Source organism: Phoenicibacter congonensis (assembly GCF_902386915.1).
In the GTDB taxonomy this organism is placed as follows: Bacteria; Actinomycetota; Coriobacteriia; order Coriobacteriales; family Eggerthellaceae; genus Phoenicibacter; species Phoenicibacter congonensis.
Genome location: NZ_LR698997.1, coordinates 1037945 through 1061842, shown reverse-complemented (window position 1 = coordinate 1061842; position 23898 = coordinate 1037945). Strand labels below are relative to the sequence as shown.

At 39.9% G+C, this 23898-nt stretch carries 20 protein-coding genes, 1 tRNA gene and 1 pseudogene; 19 read left to right on the top strand and 3 right to left on the bottom strand.

What is annotated here, in order from left to right:
* Positions 1 to 7 precede the first annotated feature (7 nt).
* The 18 genes and pseudogenes from ileS to FXZ76_RS04490 all read left to right on the top strand — a co-directional run bounded on the left by ileS (position 8) and on the right by FXZ76_RS04490 (position 20734).
* The gene (gene ileS, locus FXZ76_RS04570) at positions 8 to 2839 is read left to right on the top strand and encodes an isoleucine--tRNA ligase (RefSeq protein WP_079536052.1); all 2832 of its coding nucleotides are present in this window, start codon (positions 8 to 10) and stop codon (positions 2837 to 2839) included.
* 33 nt (positions 2840 to 2872) lie between these two features.
* Positions 2873 to 3325 carry a signal peptidase II gene (gene lspA / locus FXZ76_RS04565; protein WP_157887297.1) on the top strand — a complete coding sequence of 151 codons (453 nt, stop codon included), beginning with the start codon at positions 2873 to 2875 and terminating at the stop codon, positions 3323 to 3325.
* Positions 3326 to 3330: 5 nt separating this feature from the next.
* Positions 3331 to 4341 carry an RluA family pseudouridine synthase gene (locus tag FXZ76_RS04560; RefSeq protein ID WP_231961753.1) on the top strand — a complete coding sequence of 337 codons (1011 nt, stop codon included), beginning with the start codon at positions 3331 to 3333 and terminating at the stop codon, positions 4339 to 4341.
* Positions 4342 to 4357: 16 nt separating this feature from the next.
* Positions 4358 to 4894: a flavoprotein gene (locus FXZ76_RS04555; RefSeq protein ID WP_079536047.1), complete on the top strand. Its 537-nt coding sequence runs from the start codon at positions 4358 to 4360 to the stop codon at positions 4892 to 4894.
* Between the two features lie 75 nt (positions 4895 to 4969).
* A complete protein-coding gene (gene coaBC, locus FXZ76_RS04550; RefSeq protein ID WP_269457053.1) occupies positions 4970 to 5674 on the top strand; it encodes a bifunctional phosphopantothenoylcysteine decarboxylase/phosphopantothenate--cysteine ligase CoaBC in 705 nt (234 codons plus the stop codon).
* A gap of 507 nt (positions 5675 to 6181) precedes the next feature.
* Positions 6182 to 6952, top strand: a complete 771-nt coding sequence (locus FXZ76_RS04545) for an acyl-CoA dehydratase activase (RefSeq protein WP_079536042.1) — start codon at positions 6182 to 6184, stop codon at positions 6950 to 6952.
* Between the two features lie 79 nt (positions 6953 to 7031).
* Positions 7032 to 8186 carry a double-cubane-cluster-containing anaerobic reductase gene (locus tag FXZ76_RS04540; RefSeq protein WP_079536040.1) on the top strand — a complete coding sequence of 385 codons (1155 nt, stop codon included), beginning with the start codon at positions 7032 to 7034 and terminating at the stop codon, positions 8184 to 8186.
* Between the two features lie 31 nt (positions 8187 to 8217).
* Complete coding sequence (locus FXZ76_RS04535; protein WP_079536038.1) at positions 8218 to 9417, top strand: MalY/PatB family protein; 1200 nt, start codon at positions 8218 to 8220, stop codon at positions 9415 to 9417.
* A gap of 163 nt (positions 9418 to 9580) precedes the next feature.
* Positions 9581 to 11200: an ABC transporter substrate-binding protein gene (locus tag FXZ76_RS04530; protein ID WP_079536035.1), complete on the top strand. Its 1620-nt coding sequence runs from the start codon at positions 9581 to 9583 to the stop codon at positions 11198 to 11200.
* Between the two features lie 94 nt (positions 11201 to 11294).
* Positions 11295 to 12254, top strand: coding sequence for an ABC transporter permease (locus FXZ76_RS04525; RefSeq protein WP_079536033.1), 960 nt, complete (start codon positions 11295 to 11297; stop codon positions 12252 to 12254).
* Positions 12254 to 13075 (top strand): ABC transporter permease, encoded by an 822-nt coding sequence (locus tag FXZ76_RS04520; protein ID WP_079536029.1) that lies wholly within the window; start codon positions 12254 to 12256, stop codon positions 13073 to 13075. Before FXZ76_RS04525 ends, FXZ76_RS04520 begins: the two co-directional genes overlap by 1 nt.
* The gene (locus FXZ76_RS04515) at positions 13075 to 14052 is read left to right on the top strand and encodes an ABC transporter ATP-binding protein (protein ID WP_079536026.1); all 978 of its coding nucleotides are present in this window, start codon (positions 13075 to 13077) and stop codon (positions 14050 to 14052) included. The genes FXZ76_RS04520 and FXZ76_RS04515 overlap by 1 nt, the downstream gene beginning before the upstream one ends.
* On the top strand, positions 14052 to 15008 hold the full coding sequence (locus FXZ76_RS04510; RefSeq protein ID WP_079536022.1) for an ABC transporter ATP-binding protein: 957 nt from the start codon (positions 14052 to 14054) through the stop codon (positions 15006 to 15008). The genes FXZ76_RS04515 and FXZ76_RS04510 overlap by 1 nt, the downstream gene beginning before the upstream one ends.
* Positions 15009 to 15157: 149 nt before the next feature.
* Complete coding sequence (locus tag FXZ76_RS04505) at positions 15158 to 16918, top strand: ABC transporter ATP-binding protein (protein WP_079536019.1); 1761 nt, start codon at positions 15158 to 15160, stop codon at positions 16916 to 16918.
* Positions 16908 to 18746 carry an ABC transporter ATP-binding protein gene (locus FXZ76_RS04500; protein ID WP_079536016.1) on the top strand — a complete coding sequence of 613 codons (1839 nt, stop codon included), beginning with the start codon at positions 16908 to 16910 and terminating at the stop codon, positions 18744 to 18746. Before FXZ76_RS04505 ends, FXZ76_RS04500 begins: the two co-directional genes overlap by 11 nt.
* A gap of 97 nt (positions 18747 to 18843) precedes the next feature.
* Positions 18844 to 19755, top strand: a complete 912-nt coding sequence (locus FXZ76_RS04495; protein WP_079536013.1) for a LysR family transcriptional regulator — start codon at positions 18844 to 18846, stop codon at positions 19753 to 19755.
* A 268-nt stretch (positions 19756 to 20023) separates the two neighbouring features.
* Positions 20024 to 20272: pseudogene (locus tag FXZ76_RS06525) on the top strand (CdiA C-terminal domain-containing protein); the annotation flags it as partial.
* 108 nt (positions 20273 to 20380) lie between these two features.
* Positions 20381 to 20734: a DUF2513 domain-containing protein gene (locus FXZ76_RS04490; RefSeq protein WP_079536011.1), complete on the top strand. Its 354-nt coding sequence runs from the start codon at positions 20381 to 20383 to the stop codon at positions 20732 to 20734.
* 267 nt (positions 20735 to 21001) lie between these two features.
* On the opposite strand, the gene FXZ76_RS04485 is transcribed toward FXZ76_RS04490, so the two are convergent.
* From FXZ76_RS04485 to FXZ76_RS04475, 3 genes are all read right to left on the bottom strand, one after another.
* Positions 21002 to 21078: transfer RNA gene (locus FXZ76_RS04485), tRNA-Pro, on the bottom strand.
* Between the two features lie 35 nt (positions 21079 to 21113).
* Positions 21114 to 22160: a sensor histidine kinase gene (locus FXZ76_RS04480; RefSeq protein WP_079536008.1), complete on the bottom strand. Its 1047-nt coding sequence runs from the start codon at positions 22158 to 22160 to the stop codon at positions 21114 to 21116.
* Positions 22157 to 22858 carry a response regulator transcription factor gene (locus FXZ76_RS04475; protein ID WP_079536005.1) on the bottom strand — a complete coding sequence of 234 codons (702 nt, stop codon included), beginning with the start codon at positions 22856 to 22858 and terminating at the stop codon, positions 22157 to 22159. Before FXZ76_RS04475 ends, FXZ76_RS04480 begins: the two co-directional genes overlap by 4 nt.
* Before the next feature lie 187 nt (positions 22859 to 23045).
* Here FXZ76_RS04475 and FXZ76_RS04470 point away from each other — a divergent pair, with 187 nt between their 5' ends.
* Positions 23046 to 23894 (top strand): phosphate ABC transporter substrate-binding protein, encoded by an 849-nt coding sequence (locus FXZ76_RS04470; RefSeq protein ID WP_079536003.1) that lies wholly within the window; start codon positions 23046 to 23048, stop codon positions 23892 to 23894.
* Positions 23895 to 23898: the final 4 nt, after the last annotated feature.

Sequence of the window (23898 nt, the reverse complement as noted above, 5' to 3'; positions counted from 1 at the left end):
GAACACAATGGCAGATAATTATAAAAACACGATGAATTTACCTAAAACTGACTTTCCAATGCGTGGAGACCTAGCGCATCGCGAGCCAGAAATTTTGAAGAAGTGGCAAGAGGAAGACATTTACGGAAAAGTATTGGAGAAAAACAAAGACGGCGAGCCTTTTGTTCTTCATGATGGACCTCCGTATGCAAACGGACCAATTCACATTGGACATGCATTTAATAAAATTCTCAAAGATTTTGTCATCAAGTCACATGCTCAGCGTGGCTATTACACACCATATGTTCCCGGCTGGGATTGCCACGGCCAACCGATTGAGCACATCATCGAAAAGCAGTTGGGCACAGAAAAAATGAAAAGCATGCCTCAATCAGAGGTACGCTCGCTTTGCCATGATTGGGCTGTTAAATGTGTAGACTTGCAACGCGAAGGCTTTAAACGCCTTGGTGTTAACGCCGATTGGGATCATCCATATCTCACATTTACACCAAACTACGAATCTGGAAATGTTGAAATTTTCAAAAAAATGTACCTCGATGGATCAATTTATCGTGGACGCAAGCCAATTCACTGGTGCAGCCGCTGTCACACAGCTCTTGCAGAAGCCGAAATTGAATATGGTGATGAGACATCTCCTTCAATTTATGTAAATTTTGTTTTGGACGAAACACCAAAGCAATTTGCTGAAACGGATGCAAAAGACAAAACACCTTGTGTTCTGATTTGGACCACGACTCCTTGGACTCTTCCTGCAAACACAGCTGTCTCCCTTGCACCAACAGCAGAATACGTCATGGTTATTCTTGGAGACAAGGCAATGCTCATGGCAAAAGAGCTTGTTGAAACAGTTGCTGAAGTCGCAGGCTGGAAAGGTTATACACTTGCAAAAGACTCAAATGGAGAAGTTGTAACCACCGACGGTGTTTCTCTTTGCGGTCTCACATACACTTGCCCAATCCGTCAAGATTTGAAGGGTAAAGTCATTTATGGCGATCATGTAACGCTTGACTCAGGCACAGGATGTGTTCACACTGCCCCTGGACACGGCGTCGAAGACTATGTTGTTGCATCGCAATTTGAAGGAGTTGCAACTCTCATGCCAGTTGATGATGATGGCATTTTGACTGAAGAAGCAGGTCAATTCGCAGGTCTTTCGACTGATGACTCAAATCCAAAAATTATTGAATGGTTAGAAGAGCAGGGCACTCTCGTTGCAAAAGTTAGCATCACTCACAGCTATCCTCATTGCTGGAGATGTCACGAGCCTGTTATCTTTAGAGCTACTGATCAATGGTTTGTTTCTATGGATAAGACTGGCCTTCGCAAAAAAGCAAAGGATGAAATTGACAACAACGTCAAATGGATTCCTGAATGGGCTTCAAACAGAATTGGTGCAATGGTTGAAGACAGACCAGACTGGTGCATTTCTCGCCAAAGAAGCTGGGGTGTTCCTATCCCTGTGTTTAAGTGCGCAAAATGCGGAGAAACAATTGCCACAGAGGAAACATTTGATGCAGTGATTAATCTCTTTAACACAGAGGGAGCCGATGCTTGGTTTACAAAGAAGCCAAGTGAATATCTCCCAGCTGGAGTTAAATGTGAACACTGTGGATGTGAAGAGCTCATTCCTGAAAAAGACATCCTGGATGTTTGGTGGGAAAGCGGAGTGTCCCACGATTCTGTTCTAAAACATCGTGCAAACGAAGGCCTAACATGGCCTGCCGACATGTATCTTGAAGGTTCTGATCAGCATCGTGGATGGTTCCAATCTTCGCTTTTAACTTCAGTTGGTGCATATGGTCGAGCACCATACAAATCGGTTATGCACTGTGGCTTTACAGTCGATGAAAAAGGCCGCAAAATGAGTAAATCGCTTGGAAATGGTGTGGACCCAAGCGAAGTTGTGAACAAAGTTGGTGCTGATGTTTTGCGCATGTGGGTGTCAAGCGTTGATTATTCTCAAGATGTGAGCATCTCTGACTCAATCTTGCAACGCACTTCAGATGCCTATCGTAAGTTCAGAAACATTTTCCGTTTCCTGCTTGGCAACCTGGACGACTTTACACCTGCCGATCGTGTAACTTCCTATGACGATCTTGAGCCAATTGACAAATGGGTTATGGCAAAATTGGCAGAAGTTTTAAACGATGTCAACAAAGCATATGAAAACTATAAATTCCACTATGTATATCGTGTACTTTATGAATTTGTAAACAATGACTTGAGTGCAATATACATGGATGTCGCAAAAGACCGCCTATATTCTGAAGCCGCTAACTCACCCCGTCGTCGTGCTGTTCAAACAGTTCTTGAAAATGTGTTAGACGTCCTTGTGCGCGTGCTAAGTCCTATTTTGAGCTTTACCACAGAAGAAGTTTGGGGCTTTTGGCCAGAAGGCCTAAAAGAACAAGAAAGGCCAGTCTCTGTTCAGCTTGCTGGTTGGCCTAATGCTAAGAATTTCACGCCGGAAATTCCCGAAAATGAAGCAAACGAGGTCCTTGACGACTTTAAAACATTGTTTGAAATTCGCGACGCTGCCACTAAGGCAATTGAGGTTGCTCGCGGCAATGGAACGATAAAGAAAAGTCAAGAAGCTAAAGTGACTGTAACGCTCAGCCAAGAACAAATGAACATAGCTGCAAAATTTGACAAGAGCGTCATTGCCGACCTCTTGATTTGCGCTGAAGTTGAGTTTGTTGTCGAAAACGTTGACGAAACAACTGCAAAAGTTGATAGAACAAATTTGGCTAAATGCCCACGCTGCTGGAACTACACTGAACTTTCCGGAGAAGGTGAACACGCTGACGTTTGCCCTCGCTGTGCACATGTTCTTGGCTAACACATGGAAGGCAGTAAAAAAAGAATTATCACAGTGGCAGCTTTCCTAGTGATTGCTGCTATTGTGATGCTCATTGATCAATTTACTAAACAGTTGGCAAACGCTCACCAAGTTGGAGAGACTTTTTCAACTTTAATCCCTGGAGTTTTACAGTTAACGCTCGTTCACAACACTGGTGCTGCTTGGGGGATGTTTGGCGATTGGACAAACGGGCTTGTAGTCCTCGGACTCGTTGTTTGTATTTTCATTTTGTGCTTTGTCATGTTTAACTCAAACAACACAAATGCGCTAATGGTCATTTCATGCTCACTAATTTTTGCTGGGGGCCTCGGAAATGCAATAGACAGATTTATCAATGGCTATGTAGTTGACATGATTGAAGTTGTTTTTATTGATTATCCCGTTTTTAATGTTGCAGACTGTGCGATAACAATTGGCGTTGTTCTGCTTTGTATTAACATGCTTTTTTTCAACAAAAGGGGATAATTAGCTTGGATACATTGCCTGAAACATATTATGTAACTCCCAATGATTCTAATTTAAGAATAGATCTTGTGTTATTTAATTGTGGTTTCTTTTCAAGCAGAAGTGCTGCAGCCAAGGCTGTTGCAAACAAGCAGGTACTAGTCAATAACAACTTAGTCAAGAAAAACTACATTGTCTCAAGTGATGATGTTATTTCATTTGTGCAAACAGCCAATAAAGATGCAGACCAAATAGATGAATTGATTCCGCTTGACATCCGATTTGAAGATGAACACATTCTAGTTATTTCGAAACAAGCTGATTTGATAACTCATCCAAGCAATGATGCGCAGAAACGCACGCTAATGCATGCACTTGTTCAGCGTTATGGAAAAGACGGGCTTTGCTTGTGTCAAGGAAACGAAGACAGACCTGGGATTGTCCACAGGCTTGATGCGCACACATCAGGATTGATGATTTGTGCTAAAACTAATGAGGCTGGCGAGGCGCTAATCGAACAAATTAGAAAAAGAGAAATTGACAGACGCTATCTAGCTTTAGTGCATGGAATAATCAGGGATAATAACGCAAAGATTTCGGCTCCAATCAGACGACACACTACTCATCGCACAAAAATGGTAGTGGGAGAGGGGCCTGGAGCACGCGACGCAATAACTACATTTAACACACTAGCCAGGTTTTCATCAGCAACAAACGATGATGGCTATACATTGCTTGAATGTAAGCTTTTAACAGGAAGAACTCATCAAATTAGAGTTCATATGCAGTTTATTAAGCATCCTGTTGTTGGCGACCAGCTTTACAAATCATATGCTCCAAAGGCAAAATCGGCATCACTAGGTCTTACAAGGCAGTTTTTGCACTCGACTCACCTTGAATTTAATCATCCGATAACAAATGATCACCTATCTTTTGAAGACGCTCTGCCAAAAGACCTCCGCAACACGCTTTTATGCATCAAAGAACGTATGTTTGAGATAACCGATGCATATGAGAATTATTCTTCACTGCTTTAAGAAATAAGAGGAGAATATGGGAGATTCAAAAACCATTTTAGTAGGAGTAACAGGCTCAATCTCAACATACAAAACATGCGATGTTGTTCGTGGATTAATGAAGGCAGGGCACAACGTAACTGTGGTCGCAACACCTTCTGCACTAAAATTTGTGGGAGACATAACGTGGAGAAGTTTGTCACAAAATCACGTTGTTAGTGACCTTTTCACTGACCCAACTTCACCTAATGCGCACATAAAGTGTGGACAGAATTCTGATTTGTTTCTAATCGCACCCGCAAGTGCTAACACAATTGCAAAAATTGCCAATGGAATTGCCGACAACGCACTAACCGCATGTGCATTAGCTGCTACATGCCCAATTATTTTAGCGCCGGCAATGAATTCGATAATGCTAGAAAATCCTGCAACCCAAGAAAATTTGAGCAAGCTCAAAAACCGTGGAATGACAATTCTTGAACCTGATGAAGGCCTGCTTGCTTGTGGAGACGTGGGCAAAGGAAAGCTAGCGAGTGTCGATGAAATCATCGCTTGTTGCTTAAATCATTTATAAATTCAATTTCTATGCAACGCAGAATCTAGCTTTTCAGTTTTTGCATTTTAAAAATTTTTTTGTAAGAATGATAATCTGAATAAATTATTAAAAAAATTACGGCACTTTATTATGTTCAATCTAAAAAATAAAAGAGTGTTAATTACATCTGGACCCACTGTCGAGCGCATAGATCCAGTGCGCTACATATCAAATTTTTCTTCAGGCAAAATGGGGAAGGCACTCAGTGATGCATTTTCTAGAGCTGGAGCAAATGTGTGTGTCGTGACAGGTCCAGTGAGCATCAAATATGATTCAGCAGAAAGAGTTATCATCATCGAATCTGCTCGAGAAATGTTTGAAGCTTGCAAAAACGAGTTTGATAGTGCCGACATTGCAATTTGCTGTGCCGCAGTTTGCGACTATCGACCGAAACATAAATTTGATTCAAAGCTTAAAAAAGAAAAAGATGACAAAAAACTTTCTTGCATCGAGCTAACAAAAAATCCAGACATTCTAAAAACATTAAGCAAACTTAAAAATGAAAACCAGTATGTAGTCGGTTTTTGTGCTGAAACAAATAGTGTCATTGACAACGCGAAATCAAAGTTGAAATCAAAATCTTGTGACATGATTGTCGCAAATGATGTGAGTGAAGGCAAAGTTTTTGGCAAAGACGACACTTCTGCAACAATTGTCACAGACTCTTCTACGACTGATTTTAAGAGTGGCACAAAAGCAGAATTAGCAAATCTTCTTGTTGAATTGATTTCAAAAGAATTCAACGAAAGAACATTTTAAATATCACTACTTTAAGTTTATCAAGGCAAGCACTTTAAACATCATAGCCAGGCGAGTAAAGTTTATCGACGATAGCTTTTTTATTAAATCTGGTTAAGCTCTTTTTATAAATAAATTCTCTGGGTAACCAATTTTTCGATCTTTATTGACTAAAAAATTGATAGATGCAATTTATTTAACTATTCAAATCAAGTAAAAGTGACAAAAAGACAAAACATTATTTGTCAAACAAATTTTAAATGTTTTCGGTGAACGGTAAATCTGGCGTCTAGCAGGGAAAACTTAATCATTTCAAGTGATTTTAAATGTTATCGCGATAAGTTTTAAGAATTTTCTAATTTCTCTAGGTTTCTATGTGATATAAAAAAGTAATCAATTGATTAATATCTGTAAATATTGATTGTTAAATTTGCTGTATTTTCTGCCTGTTCGATGAAAAGCGAACGTCTTTTACTGCCCTTTAAACAAACCTGTAATTTTTAAGCATTTAATTAGCTGGAGGCTAACTTGCTCACATTGGGTATTGATTCAGGGTCGACAACGACAAAGGCCATACTATTTGATGGCGAAAACATAATTACAAAACGATTAGAGCCAAGTGGTGTTCGACCAGTAAAGGTTATAACAAGCCTTTATGATGAGCTTTATTCTCCAGAAGTTGGTTTTGTAATGTCAACTGGATATGGTCGCTCACTTTTGGACAAAGCCGACAAGTCTATGACAGAAATAGCTTGCCATGGTGCTGGTGCAGGTTATCTTTGCCCTGAGTGCAATTTCGTTATCGACGTTGGTGGTCAAGACAGCAAAGTAATTGCACTGGATGAGAACCATAATGTAAAAGATTTTCTCATGAATGATAAATGTGCAGCTGGCACTGGTCGTTTTGTTGAAATGGTTATGAATCGAGTAGGAAGTTCCGTTGACGAAATTGATGATTTCGTGAAAGGTGCTGAACCCGTCACGATTAACAGCATGTGTGCAGTTTTTGCTGAGAGCGAAATTATTGGTTTACTTGCGCAAGACACACCTTCTAGGGATATTGCTTTAGGCTGCATTTATTCCATTTGTAGGCGAACTGCAATTTTCGCCCAACGCCTAATGCCAAAAGATCCTGTAATTTTCTTTTCAGGTGGACTTGCGAAGTCAAAAACTTTTCAAGCTGTGCTAACTAAATTCTTAGGGGTTAAAGAACTTCACACAAGCCCACTGTGTCAATTTAATGGGGCTTTGGGTGCTGCAGTGCTAGGGCAAAAACGTCTGAACAAACAACACAACTAAATTTAAAGGTTAATTATGCCTGAGTGCGCGCCAGGCTTATAAATTTGCGCAAAATCTAGGATATTTGAAAGGTATTAACATGACAGTTGAATTAAAGAGAGAGTTACCTGAAATCTTTAATGAGTTTGCTGAGCAACGTCAGAATTCATTTTTGGCAATTAAAAAATTAAAGGATGAAGGTGTTCCTTGTGTGGGTGTGTTTTGCACTTTCTTGCCGAAAGAGATTGCAGACGCTATGGGCGCTGCAGTTGTTGGACTATGCTCACTTTCTGATGAAACAATTCCAGATGCAGAAAAGGTTCTTCCTAGAAACCTTTGTCCGCTCATTAAATCAAGTTATGGCTTTGCCATTACCGACAAATGCCCATTCTTTTATTTTTCTGACCTCATTGTTGGAGAGACAACTTGTGATGGCAAGAAAAAGATGTATGAGATTTTGGCAAAAGACAAACCAGTCTATGTTATGGAGTTGCCACACAAACAAAACGAAGAAGGCATCAAAAAATACCGCGAAGAAATTATCAAGTTTAAAGAAAAACTCGAAGAAACCTTTGGAGTAACAATCACCGAAGATAAAATTCGCGAAGCAATTCACAAGCGCAATGAGATTACAAAATCACTCATGCGCTTGCAATATTTGATGAAGAATGACCCAGCTCCTTGCAGTGGTTTAGACATTGTTAATGCCGCATATGGCTCTGGTTTTAGTATGGACATTGATTCAATTAAAGATCGAATTGATGAACTTGCAGACAGAATTGAAGAGGAATATGCTGCGGGGCAAAATTTTGGTAAAAAACCAAGAATCCTTGTTACAGGCTCTCCATCAGGCGGCGGTGCACAAAAAGTAATAAAAGCAATCGAGGACAATGGAGCTGTTGTGGTTGCCTTCGAAAACTGCGCAGGTCTGAAATCTATGCGTCTCACCGATGAAGAAAACCCAGATGTTTATGATGCACTTGCACGTCGCTACATGGGCATTGGTTGTTCATGCATGTCTCCAAATCCAAATAGGTTAGAAATGCTTGATCAGCTTTGTGACGAGTTCAAAATTGACGGCGTTGTTGACATCATTTTGCAAGCATGTCACACCTATAACGTTGAAACAGCACTGGTTGGAGATTTGATTAAAAACAAGAAGGGTCTTCCATACACAGTAGTTGAAACAGATTTCTCTCAATCAGACATTGAACAAATCAACACCCGCATGGCAGCGTTTATTGAGATGCTTTAAGTTTTCGAGATTTATCACTTAAGAGAAAAAAATGAAATACGACTTTACAACAATTTGGGACAGATCTGGAAAAGATGCAATGGCAGTTGACGCCATTGAGAAGTTCCCAATATTCCAACCAGATGAAGGATTTGATTCGATTCCAATGTGGGTTGCAGACATGAACTTTGCGACTGCGCCTTCCATTGTAGAAGCTATGCAAAAGCGCCTTGAGCATCCTTTATTTGGATACTTTATAACAAGCGATGAATATTTTGATGCAATCATTAACTGGCAAGAAAACAGAAATGGCGTTCAAGAGCTCGAGAAAGAACACATTGGATATGAAAATGGTGTTCTTGGTGGTGTAATGAGCGCGCTTGGAGCAGTTTGTTGCCAGGGAGATGCTGTGCTTGTTCACTCTCCAACATACATTGGCTTCTCGGGATCAATTAAAAATGCTGGTTACAAGTTAGTAACTAGCCCACTGAAACCAGATCGACTCGGCATTCCACGCATGGATTTTTATGACATGGAAACCAAAATCAAAAGAAATGACATACGAGCCGTTGTATTCTGCTCGCCCCACAATCCAACAGGTCGAGTTTGGGAGAGGGAAGAACTTGAGCAATTCATGGACATGTGCCGCAGATATGAACTAACTGTTATTTCTGACGAAATTTGGTCTGACATCATTTTAAAAGGTCACAAGCACATTCCACTTCAGTCAATTTCTGAAGATGCTCGAATGAGAACAGTTGGACTATATGCGCCATCTAAAACTTTTAATCTTGCAGGATTAGTTGGTTCCTATCACATTATTTACAACGAGTTTCTTCGCAGAAAAGTCAAGAAACAAGCAAGTCTTGCGCATTACAACTCAATGAACGTTCTGTCGATGCATGCACTCATAGGTGCATATTCAGACGAAGGAGCAGAATGGGTTGATGAGCTTCGACAGGTCATCACAGAAAACGTGAAATATGCTTGCAAGTTCATTCGTAAAGAGCTGCCTGGAGTTAGCGTTCATCAGCCTGAAGGCACCTACATGCTGTTTCTTGATTGTGAAGAATATTGCAACTCGCACCATCGTGAACTTGAAGATGTGAAGATTGCAGGTTATAAATGCGGAGTAGTTTGGCAGGACGGTCGCCAATTCTATGGTCCAAACCACCTGCGAATGAATTTAGCTCTTCCAAAGGAACGAGTCATCGATGCTTTTAACCGTTTGCGCGATTACGTCTTTATTTAAAACATTAAGTTTTTTGTGCACTCGTTTAGTTCTCGTTACTTCTTAGATGTTAATTAAAACGTCTGAGGGGACTTTTTGTAGGGCTCATAAAACATAACAAAACATTGGAATTAACAGGCAAAAGCTTGTGATTCATAAAGTCTATCTTTAGAAAGGAATTAAAATGTCAGTCAATTTTAATTATGTTGGTCCAGAAGTGTCACGTCGTGACTTCTTTAAAATCGGTGCAGCTGCAGCAGCACTTGCAGCACTAGGCATCACAACAGGTTGCTCTGGCGATAAAACATCAGGTTCTGGTGCGGCTGTGCAAGCTAAAATCAAAGAAGGTGGCAAAGTTGTCTATGCTGTTGAAGAGCCCATCACATCTCTAAACTACTACAACAATTCCGACACTGACCTCGGAAAACAGGTATTTGCAAACCTTTTTGCACCACTTTGCAAATTTAATGTAGACGGTTCTGCAGACTACAGACTAGCCAAAGATATTAAAATCAGCGACGACGGAACAACATATACAGTCACTCTTCGTGATGACCTCAAATGGAGTGACGGAGAAAAATTAACTTCAGATGACATTATTTTTACAATGGATTTGCTTGCAAATGAGCAACTAAAGCCACAAACTTCCTCAGCCTACAAAGTTGACAAGAAATTCTGTGAATATAAGAAAACGAGTGACACAGAAGTGGAGTTCACGATTGTGCGCTCTTCTAACCTATTCAGAAAAGCTCTCGGTTCTCTCATCATCCTGCCTGCTCACACTTTCAAAGACGTTGATCAAGCAGATGTCTACACAAGCCCTGCAAATGACAAAATTGCAACTTCTGGCGCATATAAAATTGACACATTCAGCACTGGTGAGAAACTTGTTTGCAGCAAAAATGAAAACTACTATGGAGACAAAGGCCACATTGATGGTTTTGAAGTCAACGTTGTTTCCGATGCTTCAACTCAAGAAATTGCATTCCAAAATGGAGAATTTTCACTCTTCACAATCAGCAATTCTGAAACACTTGCTAACTACAAAAACAACGATAAATATAACGTTGTTTCATATCCAGATGGTCGCATCACATTTATGGAGATCAATCCTAATGCTTCTAACACCGATTCGATGGACAAACGTAAGGCTGTAATTGACGCTTTGAACATCGACGACCTCGTTTATGGAACATATGGTGACGAGCTTTTCTCACGTTCAGCAAAAAGCATTCGTCCAAAAGATTCAATGTTCTACAACGATGACATTAAGAACTACACTCAGAACCTTGATGAGGCCAAAAAGCTCATGAAGGAAAACAATCTTGAAGGGGCCAAGATTAACATCATCTTTAACTCAGCTCGTGTTGGACAAGAAGAACTTTGCACAATGATTAAGAGTCAGCTTGATGCAGTAGGATTTGATGCACAAATCAACTCAATGGAAACCGCCGCATATTTCAAGTCATATTTCTATCCAACAGACTCTTTCAACATTTCAATCATGGCAAACGAAATGATTGGCGATCCAAGCAGCTCAGTTGGATTGTTTAACAACACTAAGTCGGGCAAAAACATGTACACAACTGAAAAATTGAACAGCATGTGGGATGATCTCGACAAAGAAATGGATCAATCAAAACGTCAACAGATTTTAAATGACGCGATCGAGGAACTCCACAATTGCTGGTCATGTGTGCCAGTTTGCGACACAAACTATGTGTGCGCAACACAGAAAAACCTTGCAGGTCTTGAGAACAGCGATCGTCTCTCTGACCTAACTAAGGTTTACTTCACTGAATAACCTCCCTTTTCAAATGCTGGTGGCTTCAAATTAAAGCCACCAGCGCCTCTTTTCTGCTTATTTTTTATCTATAAAGAAGGACCTTTTCCTAACTATGAGGAACTACATATTAAAGAGAATTGCATTTGCAATTCCTGTAGTTTTTGTTGTTTCGATATTCTCTTTTTTGCTTGTGTATATGGCTCCAGGTGATCCTGCACAGCAATATAGAACTGTTGATATGACAGACGAAGAATATGAGCAACTAAAAACTGATTTAGGCTACAACGATCCAGTCATCGTCCAGTATGGACGTTGGCTAGTAAAAGTCGCTCAAGGTGATTTTGGAGATTCAACAAGCAGCCACACAGAAGTTTGGCCACTAATTGTTGCAAAACTTCCTGCAACTGTTGGGCTTATGGGTGCATCGATTATTTTTTCTGTTCTTATGGCTGTCCCATTAGGATTGCTTGCTGGTCGATATCGAGGCTCAATATTTGACAAAGTTATGAATGCAATACACTATATTGCAATCTCCATACCGTCATTTTGGTTTGCAATTATGCTTATTGTAATTTTCTCGCTTAAACTCGGGCTTCTTCCGAGTTCTGGAATGAGAACCACAGGTGTCGATAACTTTTTTGACCTCTGTGCACACGCAATTTTGCCAGTAATCGTTTTGAGCGTAGGAAAAATTTCGATTTATGCACGATATATTCGTGAAGCCACGATACGAGAGATGAACGAAGAATATGTTCTGTTTGGCATCTCTAAAGGTGCAAAGATGGGATACATTTTGAGTCATCATGTTTTGAAAAACTGTCTCTTGCCATTAATTACACTTGTTGGAATGAGTTTAGGAAGTTTAGTTGGTGGCGCCTACATTGTTGAGACAATTTTCGGGTGGCCTGGCTTGGGCACAACTGGCATGAGTGCTATATATGCCCGTGACTACAACATGATTATGGGAACTACAATGCTTTCGTGTCTGCTTCTCGTCGCTGGCAATTTGATTGCTGATGTATGTTATGCATTTGCAGACCCACGCATTAAAGCGATGAAGGGAGATAAATAATGAAAAAAATCTCCAGTTCACGCAAAGCAATTATCATTAGTGGCGCAATTTTAATATTGATGACTTTGTGTGTAATATGTGCACCTCTGTCGCCATATGACCCTAATGCGGTAGACCCTTTGCACAAATTCCTACCAATATCGCCTGAACACTGGCTTGGTACCGACAATTTTGGCAGAGATGTGTTCACCAGATTGTTATATGGTGGTCGCGTTTCTTTGCTTGTTGGTTTCCTGTCAATGCTTGTGTCGATTGTGTTTGGCACGATTTATGGCATTGTTGCTGGTTGTTCCAGCAAAATGGTGGATGGTTTTCTAATGAGAATTGCCGACATTTTAATGTCTGTGCCTAGCTTCTTAATAATCATTACATTAAACATTTACCTTAGCGCAGGAATTTCAACACTTGTAATAACGATCGGCTTCTTCTCGTGGATGGGAGTTGCGCGCATAGTTCGAGCTGAAGTCTTGAGCCTTCGTGAGCGCGATTTCATATTAGCCGCTGAAGGCCTTGGCGCAAGCAAAGGATGGTTGATTTCTAAACACTTTATTAAAAATGTTATGTCACTGGTTATAGTTTCTGCTGCAAATGCAATTGCAAACGCTATTTTGACAGAGTCTTCACTAAGCTATCTTGGTTTTGGCATAACTATTCCAAATGCATCATGGGGTGGCATGCTCCAAGGCGCTCAAACATACATTCTCACTCACCCAGACCTAGCAGTTTATCCAGGTTTATGCATCCTTTTAGCAGTGCTTTGCTTCTATGTTTTGAGCAATGGTGTTAAGAATTCATTCAGTTCAAACACTGGAGGTAACTAATGAGCCTTTTTGAAATCAAAAACCTGCATGTTACCTTCTCAACCACTCGAGGAAAAGTAGAGGCAGTTAGTGATGCCTCATTCGAGATTGAAGAGAACGAATGTGTCGCATTGGTGGGAGAGTCTGGTTGTGGAAAATCAGTAACTGCTCGCGCAATCATGGGACTTACCGAAGCAACAAACGGAGTTTGCGAGGAGGGAAGTCAGATTCTTTACAAAGGACAAAACATTCTTGACTTTACAGAATCTGAATGGATTAACTACCGCGGAAGTGCATCAGCAATGATTTTTCAGGATGCAATGAGCGCAATGAATCCAACTATGCGCATTGGCAAACAAATTGCGGAGTGCTTTAGCTTTCACAAGAAATTCTCAAAACAAGAGGCAAATGAGAAGTCAATTGAACTATTAAAAATGGTAGGTATCCCCGATGCTGAAGATGCAATGAAGAGATATCCTCATGAATTTTCAGGTGGAATGCGCCAGAGAGTAATGATTGCATCAGCACTTGCATGCAATCCAAAACTTCTCATTGCAGATGAGCCAACAACGGCACTTGACGTTACTATCCAAGCTCAAATACTCGATTTGATATCTCGCCTAAAAGAACAAAACAAAATGAGTGTTTTGCTCATCACGCATGACATGGGTGTGGTTGCAGGTCTAGCACAAAGTGTAGTTGTATTTTATGCTGGTCATGTTATGGAAAAGGGCAATGTGGATGAAATCTTTAACGATCCAAAGCATCCCTACACACAAGGCTTGCTATCGGCTTCACCTCGTCTTGACCAAATGGGGAAGGGTCGTTTGTATACAATCAATGGAGCTCCACCAGAATTAATAGGCCAAAAGCCTGGTTGTCCTTTTGCTGAGCGTTGCCCCTATGCAGATAACAAATGCAGAAAAACAATGCCAGCTCTTGAAAATATAACAAACACGCACAAAGTTGCCTGTTATCACCAGCAGGAGGTTAAATAATGGCTGATCCTGTTTTGAAAGTAGAACACTTAAAGAAATATTTCAAGGTCGGCAAAAAAGATTTAAGAGCCGTTGATGATGTTAGCTTTCAAGTTGCTCGTGGCGAAATACTAGGAATCGTAGGGGAGTCAGGTTGCGGTAAAACAACTTGTGGAAGATGTGCAATTGGTCTTTATCAAAAAACTGATGGCATGTGTCTTTACAAAGGAAAAGATTTGCACAGTCTAAAAGGTGCAGAACGAAAGAAGTATTGTTGTGAAGTTCAAACAGTGTTTCAAGACCCCTATGCTTCACTTGACGGAAAAAACAAAGTTCTTGATTTAATTGCTGAAGGTATTGACATTCAAAAACTTGCGAAGAACCAAGAAGATCGACGAGAACAAGTTGCAGTTCTTATGAAACAAGTTGGATTAAACCCCTCTAGCATGGACCGCTATCCATATGAATTTTCAGGAGGTATGCGTCAGCGCATAGGAATTGCTAGAGCTCTTGCAGTAAAGCCTGAGTTATTGCTTTGTGATGAGCCAATTTCTGCGCTCGATGTTTCAATCCAAGCTCAAATCGTTAACTTGCTCATGGACTTAAGAGACAAAAATGGACTCACATATCTGTTTATTTCTCACGACTTGTCTATGGTTAAACACATTTCTGATCGAATATTAGTAATGTACATGGGACAAGTAGTTGAAGAATGCAGCGCTGAGGAGCTCTATGCGAATCCGCAGCACCCATACACTAAAGCTCTAATATCTGCAATTCCTATTCCTGATCCGTCTATTGAAAGCAGTAGGAAAAGAATTGTTCTTGAGGGACAGGTTCCAAGTCCAATCGATCCACCAGCAGGATGTCGCTTTGCTGGCAGGTGTCCTTATGCGAGTGAAAAGTGCAGAACATGTGCGCCCGAGCGCAAAGAAGTTTCGCCAGGCCATTACACATCTTGTCATCTCTGTGAATAGAAAGTAACAGTGTTTTGGGAATAGTAATTAAGCGTTAGTATTCCTTAAATTTATCTATTAATTCGTAATCTCTAGCCAAAACAAATTGTTGGCTAGAGATGCTTTTTATCAATTTAATTATTTTTAAGTGTTGATGTAGACGATTTTTTATGTTTAAACTGCTCAAGTACACAACGAAAAAAGAGAGATGTTTTGCTGTCATAGCTCTTATCTTTGTAATTCTGGGTGTTTGGTTAGACCTTAAATTGCCAGACTACATGAGAGAAATCACTCAGCTAGTGCAAACTCAAGGATCACAGCTTGGCGATGTTCTCAATGCAGGCGGCAAAATGATTATTTGTTCATTATTAAGCGCAGGAACAACAATTGTTGTTGGCTATACTGTCGCACATGTTGCTGCAGGCTTTGCAAAAACTCTTCGTAATAAAGTCTATTCCAAAACAATTGATTTTGGAAAGGAAGAGATTTCTAAATTCTCAAACGCTTCTTTGATTACACGCACTACAAACGATGTTATGCAGATTCAAATGTTTATTGCGATGGGCCTACAAGCAATTGCACGCGCACCAATTATGGCTGCATGGGCTGCATTTAAAATTGCTGGCAAAAGTTGGCAATGGACATCTGCAACTGTTGTAGCTGTGATAATCCTAATCATGGTGATGGTAACCATTAGCTGCCTTGTAATTCCTCGTTTTAAAATCATGCAGAAGCTGACCGATAACCTAAACAAGACTTCAAGAGAAAACATTGTAGGCATTCGCGTTGTACATGCCTACAATGCAGAAATGTACCAACAAAATAAATTTGAACAAGCCAACAATGAACTAACAAGAACTCAGCTGTTTACAACTCGCTCAATGTCGTTTCTATTCCCAACTGTAGGAATGATAATGAGTGGTTTAACTCTTGCAATTTACACAATTGGAGTCCTAATCATAAATGATTCATCAGTTCCTGCTAGGTTGCCACTATTTAGCGATATGGTTGTGTTTTCTTCATATGCAATGCAAATAATCATGTCATTTATGATGATTACTGTTGCTTTTTTCATTGGGCCACGCGCTTTTGTAGCTGCAGGACGAATAAATGAAGTACTTGATACAAACATTGCAATTGTCTCAGGCAAGAAAACAAAAGTCGACGACGCAATGGCTGGCACTGTGGAATTCAAAAACGTTACTTTTAAATATCCTGATGCAGAACACGCAGTGTTGCGAAACATTTCTTTTGTCGCAAAAAAAGGCGAGACAGTCGCAATAATTGGTTCAACTGGTTCTGGAAAATCGTCCCTAGTTCAACTAATCCCTCGATTGTTTGACTGCACGTCTGGACAAATTCTTGTAGATGGAAATAATGTTTGCGAATTAGATGAGCATTTTTTACGGAAAATAGTTGGCTACATTCCACAAAAGCCATTTCTATTTAAAGGCACAATTAAATCTAACATCATCTATGGCGAAGTCGGCCAGGTCGATGACTCCAGAATTGAAAAAGCATTGATGATTTCTCAGGCAAGCGATTTTGTTAAAAGCCTTGATTTGGGATTAAATTCAGAAGTTGCACAGAGCGGTTCTAATTTGTCAGGTGGTCAACGGCAACGCATATCAATTGCACGTGCAATTTATAAGAACCCTGAAATTATCATATTTGACGATTCTTTCAGTGCACTTGACTATAAAACCGACTCTGCAGTTAGGGAAGCTCTGACTAAAGAGTTAGGTGGTACTACGAGAATAATAGTCGCCCAACGCATTGGGACTATTATGGATGCCGATCAAATTCTAGTAATTGACGATGGCCACGTTGTTGGACATGGAAAACATTCAGAACTTTTAAAAACTTGCAAAGTATACCGTGAAATTGCGGAATCCCAGTTATCTGAAGAAGAGTTGAAAAATGCAAGATGAAAATAACAGTCAGAATTCTCCTCGGCTACAACAAAAACCAGGTGGTTTTGGGCCAAGAGGTCAAAAAATAATAGGGGGAGAAAAGCCAAAAAACTTTTGTGATGCAATAGTTAAATTGTGCGGTTTTTCTAAAGCCTGGTTGCCAATAATCATTGTGGCAGGAATATTATCAATCGGTGGTCAAATGACAAGAGTCTACGGCCCAAGTCAGCTTTCAAAAATTACTGACATTGTGACCCAGGGCTTGAGCGCAACGATTGATGTAGAAGCAGTATTAAGAATTGCAGTTTTCCTGTTGTTTCTTTATATATTAGGCTGGATTTTTAACTTCTCATCTAATTTACTCATGGCTCATGCCAGTCAAAACATTACAAAAAAACTTCGATCTAATTTATGCAAAAAAGTTAATAACGTTCCTCTCAGCTATTTTGACACAACAACAACTGGGAACATAATGTCTCGAATTGCTAATGACTCTGACATAATTGGGACAACTCTAAACCAAAGTCTCGGCACATTAATTAGCGCGCTTGCTTTACTTGTTGGATCTGTGGTTTTTATGTTCATTACAAACTGGACAATGGCAATTGCAGCTGTGCTTTCATCTCTGATTGGTTTTTTTATCGTTTTTGGAATAGTTTCTCATTCTCAAAAATATTTCAATGAACAGCAGGAAGAACTTGGTAAACTCAATGGAATTATTGAAGAAACCTACGCAGGGCACACTGTGGTCCATGCCTGTAATGCTGAATCTGTATCAAAAGAAGAGTTTGTAAAGACAAACGAGCGTCTATTTGAAAATGCATGGAAGTCGCAATTCTTGAGTGGCCTCATGCAACCCTTGATGGGTTTTGTAGGGAATTTTGGTTATGTCGTTGTGTGCATTCTGGGGGCTGTACTCACGCTAAATCACATCATCTCATTTGGTGTGGTAGTCGCATTTATGATTTATGTGCGACAGTTTACTGAGCCTTTAAGTCAAATTGCCCAAGCTATAACATCGCTTCAAAGTGCAGCTGCTGCAACAGAACGCATTTCAGAGCTTCTTGAACAAGAAGAAATACAGCCCGACGATTCAAACTCCGTAGCTATCGACTATGCAAAAGGCGAAGTTGAATTTGATCATGTTAAATTTGGTTATAAACCAGAAAAGATTATTATCAAAGATTTTTCAGCAGTAGCAAGACCAGGACAAAAAATTGCAATTGTGGGTCCAACAGGTGCTGGTAAAACAACGCTCGTGAATTTGTTGATGAGATTCTATGAGTTAAATGATGGTTCCATTAAAATTGACGGAATTCCGACAACTAAAATGACAAGAGCTTCAGTTCATAATCAGTTTTGTATGGTTTTGCAAGACACTTGGATATTCGACGGGACGATTAAAGAAAACATTATATATTGCGAACAAAATGTTACCGATAAACAGGTAATCGATGCTTGCAAAGCTGTTGGTCTGCATCACTACATAACGACACTTCCAAACGGTTACAACACGGTTTTGAATGGAACCGAATCACTTTCTGCTGGGCAAAAACAATTAATTACCATTGCTCGAGCAATGATTCGCAACGCATCAATGCTTATTCTAGACGAAGCAACAAGTTCAATTGACACACGCACTGAGCAACTAATTGAAAATGCAATGGATAAATTAATGAGCGGAAGAACTTCTTTTGTAATTGCTCACCGCCTTTCAACAATTAAAAATGCAAATCTTATTCTGGTAATGAGTCAAGGAGAAATTGTAGAGAGTGGAACTCATGAAAAATTGCTGAAGAAAGATGGCAAATATGCTGAGTTATATAACTCACAATTTGAAGAATGAGTTGATTCATGTAAATTTCACTTAACGAAATCAAAATTATTTTTTCTATTAAATGGCTATTATTGATAGAAATAATGAATTAATGAAAAGGTAAATAATGAATGATACTCAGCTTTTGTGCTTCGTCAGTGTTGCGCAATGCCTAAGTTTTCGTCGCGCAGCAGAAGAACTTGAACTTTCACAACCAAGCGTTACAAAACACATTGCCACACTTGAAAATGAGCTTGGTGGCACGCTTTTTGCTCGCAGCACACGAACAGTGTCCCTCACTGACCTAGGGGAAGCATTTCTGCCAGATGCGCGTGAAATTTTACAGATTATGTCAGATGCCTCGGAAAAAGCAAAAAAGAAGGCTACAGGAGGCCATCTCGTCGTTGGATACAACGATTGCGGGCAACTCTACCACATATCAAAAGTCATGAAAATCTTCCATGAAGAACATCCGAATGTTGGCATCACTTTAAAACTTGGAACACGCGATGATTCAAGTGAAAGTCTAAATCGTGGGTTTCTCGATTTATATTTTGGATTCTATGGCGACTCACTGGTTACAGAAAGCGTTTTTTATAACGAAATTCTGTTGGATAACCTTTGCTTTGTGACAAACGTTGCTTCTAAATTTGCGAATTATGATGTTTTGCAGGCTAGTGATCTCGTGGGGCAACAACAAATTGTGTGTGTCCCTTTGGCATATCGCAGACGCGCTGCTAAATTCCGTCTAGCATTACCCGAGGCTTCAGGTCCAGAGACAATATATTGTGAAACGACCGTAGAAGCACTATCCTTAGTGGATGCAGGCTATGGATTTACACTAATTCCAACAGCTTTTGCATCTCCAGGCGTCAACAGGGTGATCTTGCCATGGAAAGGAGACTACAGCGCAAGCTATGGTATTTTCTCAAACATCAATGTCGAGAATCCTCTCGTAGACAACATCATTAAAATTTCAGAAGAGGTGTTTGCGAACATCCCTAAAAAAGAAGGAAGGCTAGAACAAGCAATTGCGTAGTTTTTAATTCCTTTCTCTACTCAAAAAAAGATTTAAAAACTCTAAGAGTTTTAACCAAGTCGTAAACCTAGCTATCAAACCAGAAATGTTTTTTGTGAGATGGCACCAATCCAATTTATGAGCCTAAAGAGTTCACTAATTATTATTTGTCATTAGTGGATGACGAGCATGATAAAGTAATTTTTAAGCCCACAAAAATAAAGACGAAGATAAATCCAGTGATGTCTATGATGTCACTAATGGTTTAAAAAAGAGAACTCTTGAATTTAAATCCCCTACTGGCGGAGGTGGACAAACTATTTATCATCAGTTTGAAGAAGCCGCAGGGCAATCAAATAACTTAGTTATTGACTTATCAAACTCTTCTTTAGATATTGTTGACTCATACGAAAAGGTAATGAAATTCATTAACTGGAATCACAAAATCAGGACGGGGAAAAATAAGGGGAAGCAGTGGAGTTTTGACGAAGTTAGATTAATAACTAAAGATGGTACGAGCTTAAAAGTTTCCAAATAAATTAAGGGGCACTCCCCCCGACAGTTCGGCGGGACTTACCCCTCATGCGACATCTTAGCAGAAAGTGGCGTGTTTGTTGTTGACAACCTTCAACGTAGGAGTTTTCACATGAAAAGAAATTTAGATTTAGTTCGCAGTATTCTTTTAAAAGTCGAAAAATCCGAGGATTATCTCGAACTTGCCGATTTATTCGAAGCTCGCGGAAAAATTAAAGACTGCGAATTCACTAATAACGAAATCATCTATCATGTTGAACTTTTGATTGCCCATGGCTTTATTGATGGAAAATTAACGCGCGACCTGAGCGGCGAAATTATAGACAGTTGCATAAATGGTTTAACTTGGGATGGAGATGACATTCACAGTAGGTCGCTGAGGATTGAAGAAGCTTTAGGAGATCTGTTTAAAGGTTGTAGTAAATGGCGAATAAATGAATCCGAAAGAAGCTCTCTATGCAAATAATTGAGCTAAATAAAACGAGAAAAAATGCTTTCAAAAAATAACTTATTTAAAAGATTTAACACCACTTGGCACTAAAAAGCATTTTTTTAATTAGAAATATAGACATCACTGATTCCTAAGCGGTGTGAAAATGACAGTGAGCGAACAAATTCTTATGAAAAGTTAAAAGTAGTGTTTTGGGACTGTCTGAACTTTTGCAATATAAAATCCCGCTTTGGGTTTTTTTCAGCTAATCGAAATTGTTTTTGCCAGAAAAGCGGAAAGAAATGGTCGGGTTGACAGGATTTGAACCTGCGACCCCTTGACCCCCAGTCAAGTGCGCTACCAAACTGCGCCACAACCCGAAACACACTCGTTAATTTTAAATCAAACGTCTGGTTTAGGCTAGTGGCAAGTTGACAACGAAACTTGAACCAGTTTCACTATTAGGATTATCGACAATTTTTATTCGCCCATGCAAGACTTCAACAGAGTGTTTTACGATTGCAAGGCCAAGGCCCGTGCCTCCAGTTTGACGAGATCGGCTGCTATCAACGCGATAAAAACGCTCAAAAACTCTCTCTCGCTGGGAAATTGGTATGCCAGGACCTTCATCAGAAACGACAAGTTTTGCTCTGTTGCCATCTGTAAATAAATCAACAGTAACAACTCCATCATCTTTGTTGTATTTAATTGCGTTATCTACCAGGTTATAAACAATTTGTTCGGCTAGGGAGGAACTGCCTTTTATGGTGAGTTTTTGATCAAGATTCAACCTAATGACCTGACCTCGCGAACACGCTTTTTGCTCGAGTCTTCCGGAAACTCGCTCAATTGTGTCAGAAAGTAAAATTAAATCTCCATCTAAAGAAGCATTTTCATCAAGTTTTGAAAGTGTTAGCACATCATCGATTAAATCACGCATAGTTTCTGCTTCACGACGAATCAACTTTGCAGTTTTCTTGATGTCTTCAGGGGGAACCATGTCGTTTTCCATTAATTCTGCATATCCACCAATAACTTGAAGTGGTGTTTTCATTTCGTGTGAAACGTTACCTGTAAATTCGCGTCGCATAATGTTGGTGTCTTCAAGAAGTTTATTTTGTTCTTGAAGCATTTTTCTCTGATCATCAACTCTTTTTAATAAAGGCTGAACTTCTTCATATGAATCATTGGTGAGAGGATGATTTAAATCTATGTCTTTAAAAGGGCGAGTGATTATTTCTGTCAAAATTCGAGAAATCACAAGCGTCAGAATGAGAAGAACTAAAGCAAAAGAAGCAAATTGAGTTGTCGATGAAAGTAAAAAAGAAAATATGTTTGATTCGTCACCTAATGCTGCATAGTTTAAATAGGTAACAACGATTGTCACTGCTACAGCAACAAAAATTCCTAACGAAAATAATGCGATGAACAAAAGGGAATATAGACTCCTGCGTTTCTTCATCGAGTAAACCCGCTGGCTTTAGCTCGATAACCAACTCCGTGTACTGTTTGAATTACATTGCCTGACAATTCACAAGCATGATTAAGTTTTCTTCTCAACGTTTGAATGTGAGTGTCGACCGTTCGTGTTTCCCCAACAAAAGTAATTCCCCAAATGTCTTCGAGCAATTGTGTGCGTGTGAGAACTCTGCCTTGGTTTTCAACCAAAACATGCAAAAGCTCAAACTCTTTTGGTGACAAATCGAGAGGCGTCCCATTAGAAAGTGCCTCATGTGCGGCAGCATTAATTTCTATTGGGCCACACCTCAACGTTGAATCATCGCTATTTGCAATTTGCCCATTTCTTCTGAGTAATGCCTTGCATCTGCTCACAAGTTCCATCATCCCAAAAGGCTTTGCAAGATAGTCGTCAGCCCCTGCATCAAGAGCACTCACTTTATCATATTCAGTTCCCTTTGCAGAAAGCATCATGACTGGAGTATTAAAGATTTGCTTGTTTGCTCGAATCTCGCTCAATAAAGTCAGACCATCTGTTCCAGGCAACATTATGTCAAGCAAGATTAAATCGCACTTGTTCTTGTCAACTTCCTGAAAAAAAGATTCGCCGTCTTCAAAGCCGAGCGCGTCGAGGCCAGCTTGCTTTAATGCATACAAAGCAAGTCCACGAATGTTTTCATCATCTTCTACGTAATAAATCATGCCTACATTTTACATACCTTGTGAAAATGTTTTGTCAATTTTCACATGCTCAACTTTACAAAATCTTTGAAATTCAATTGCAAAACTATTTCAGAGCAACCACATTTTCTTTTCCTGTAAGTCATTCAATTAGATAGGCCCCAAAAAGGGGAGAGACATTTCGTTAGAAAAAATTGAAAGGAAAAGAATGAAAACGAAATCGGTACTAAAAAGTGCTTCCGTTCTGTTCGTGACAGTTGCCATGCTATTTGGTCTTTACGCATGCGGGTCAAGCGACAACAGCTCTGACCAAACTAAGTTGTCTGGTGCAGTGTCAACAAATGGTTCAACTTCCATGGAAAAAGTTATTGGAGCTTTAAGCGAAGCTTTTATGCAGGAAAACAGTGGAGTGACTGTTACATATGATGCAACGGGTTCTGGCACAGGAATTGAAAGCGCAAAGAACGGTTCTTGCGACCTTGGGCTTTCTTCACGTAAGTTAAAAGACTCCGAAACTGGACTCAAAGCAACAACTGTTGCTCTAGACGGTATTGCCATCATTGTTAACTCCAACTGTGGAGTAAGAAACCTAACACTCGATCAAATTACCGACATCTTCACTGGAAAAATTACGAACTGGAAAGAAGTTGGCGGCGAAGATCTTGACATCGCTTGCATCGGTCGCGAATCAGGCTCTGGCACGAGAGATGGATTTGAATCAATCACTAAGACAAAAGATAAATGCAAGCTTTCACAGGAGCTCACTTCAACAGGAGCTGTAATCACAGCTTGCTCTAGTTCAAAGAATGCAATTGGTTATGCTTCGCTTTCAGCAGTAGAAGGTCAAAGTGGCATTAAAGCTGTAACTGTTGATGGAGTTGCTAGCACCGAAGACACTGTCTTAGATGGGACCTACAAAATCCAGCGTCCATTTAACATCATCACAAAAGAAGGTCAAGAGCTCTCACCTCAGGCACAAGCGTTCCTCGACTTTGCAACAAGCTCTTCAGCAAATGATTTGATTAAAAAAGCTGGCGCAATTCCAGTTGCCAAATAGTTTT

Coding starts and splice junctions, on each gene's coding strand:
- ileS (WP_079536052.1), top strand. CDS start 8: ATGGCAGATAATTATAAAAACACGATGAATTTACCTAAAACTGACTTT.
- FXZ76_RS04555 (WP_079536047.1), top strand. CDS start 4,358: ATGGGAGATTCAAAAACCATTTTAGTAGGAGTAACAGGCTCAATCTCA.
- FXZ76_RS04540 (WP_079536040.1), top strand. CDS start 7,032: ATGACAGTTGAATTAAAGAGAGAGTTACCTGAAATCTTTAATGAGTTT.
- FXZ76_RS04535 (WP_079536038.1), top strand. CDS start 8,218: ATGAAATACGACTTTACAACAATTTGGGACAGATCTGGAAAAGATGCA.
- FXZ76_RS04530 (WP_079536035.1), top strand. CDS start 9,581: ATGTCAGTCAATTTTAATTATGTTGGTCCAGAAGTGTCACGTCGTGAC.
- FXZ76_RS04525 (WP_079536033.1), top strand. CDS start 11,295: ATGAGGAACTACATATTAAAGAGAATTGCATTTGCAATTCCTGTAGTT.
- FXZ76_RS04520 (WP_079536029.1), top strand. CDS start 12,254: ATGAAAAAAATCTCCAGTTCACGCAAAGCAATTATCATTAGTGGCGCA.
- FXZ76_RS04515 (WP_079536026.1), top strand. CDS start 13,075: ATGAGCCTTTTTGAAATCAAAAACCTGCATGTTACCTTCTCAACCACT.
- FXZ76_RS04510 (WP_079536022.1), top strand. CDS start 14,052: ATGGCTGATCCTGTTTTGAAAGTAGAACACTTAAAGAAATATTTCAAG.
- FXZ76_RS04505 (WP_079536019.1), top strand. CDS start 15,158: ATGTTTAAACTGCTCAAGTACACAACGAAAAAAGAGAGATGTTTTGCT.
- FXZ76_RS04500 (WP_079536016.1), top strand. CDS start 16,908: ATGCAAGATGAAAATAACAGTCAGAATTCTCCTCGGCTACAACAAAAA.
- FXZ76_RS04495 (WP_079536013.1), top strand. CDS start 18,844: ATGAATGATACTCAGCTTTTGTGCTTCGTCAGTGTTGCGCAATGCCTA.
- FXZ76_RS04490 (WP_079536011.1), top strand. CDS start 20,381: ATGAAAAGAAATTTAGATTTAGTTCGCAGTATTCTTTTAAAAGTCGAA.
- FXZ76_RS04480 (WP_079536008.1), bottom strand. CDS start 22,160: ATGAAGAAACGCAGGAGTCTATATTCCCTTTTGTTCATCGCATTATTT.
- FXZ76_RS04475 (WP_079536005.1), bottom strand. CDS start 22,858: ATGATTTATTACGTAGAAGATGATGAAAACATTCGTGGACTTGCTTTG.
- FXZ76_RS04470 (WP_079536003.1), top strand. CDS start 23,046: ATGAAAACGAAATCGGTACTAAAAAGTGCTTCCGTTCTGTTCGTGACA.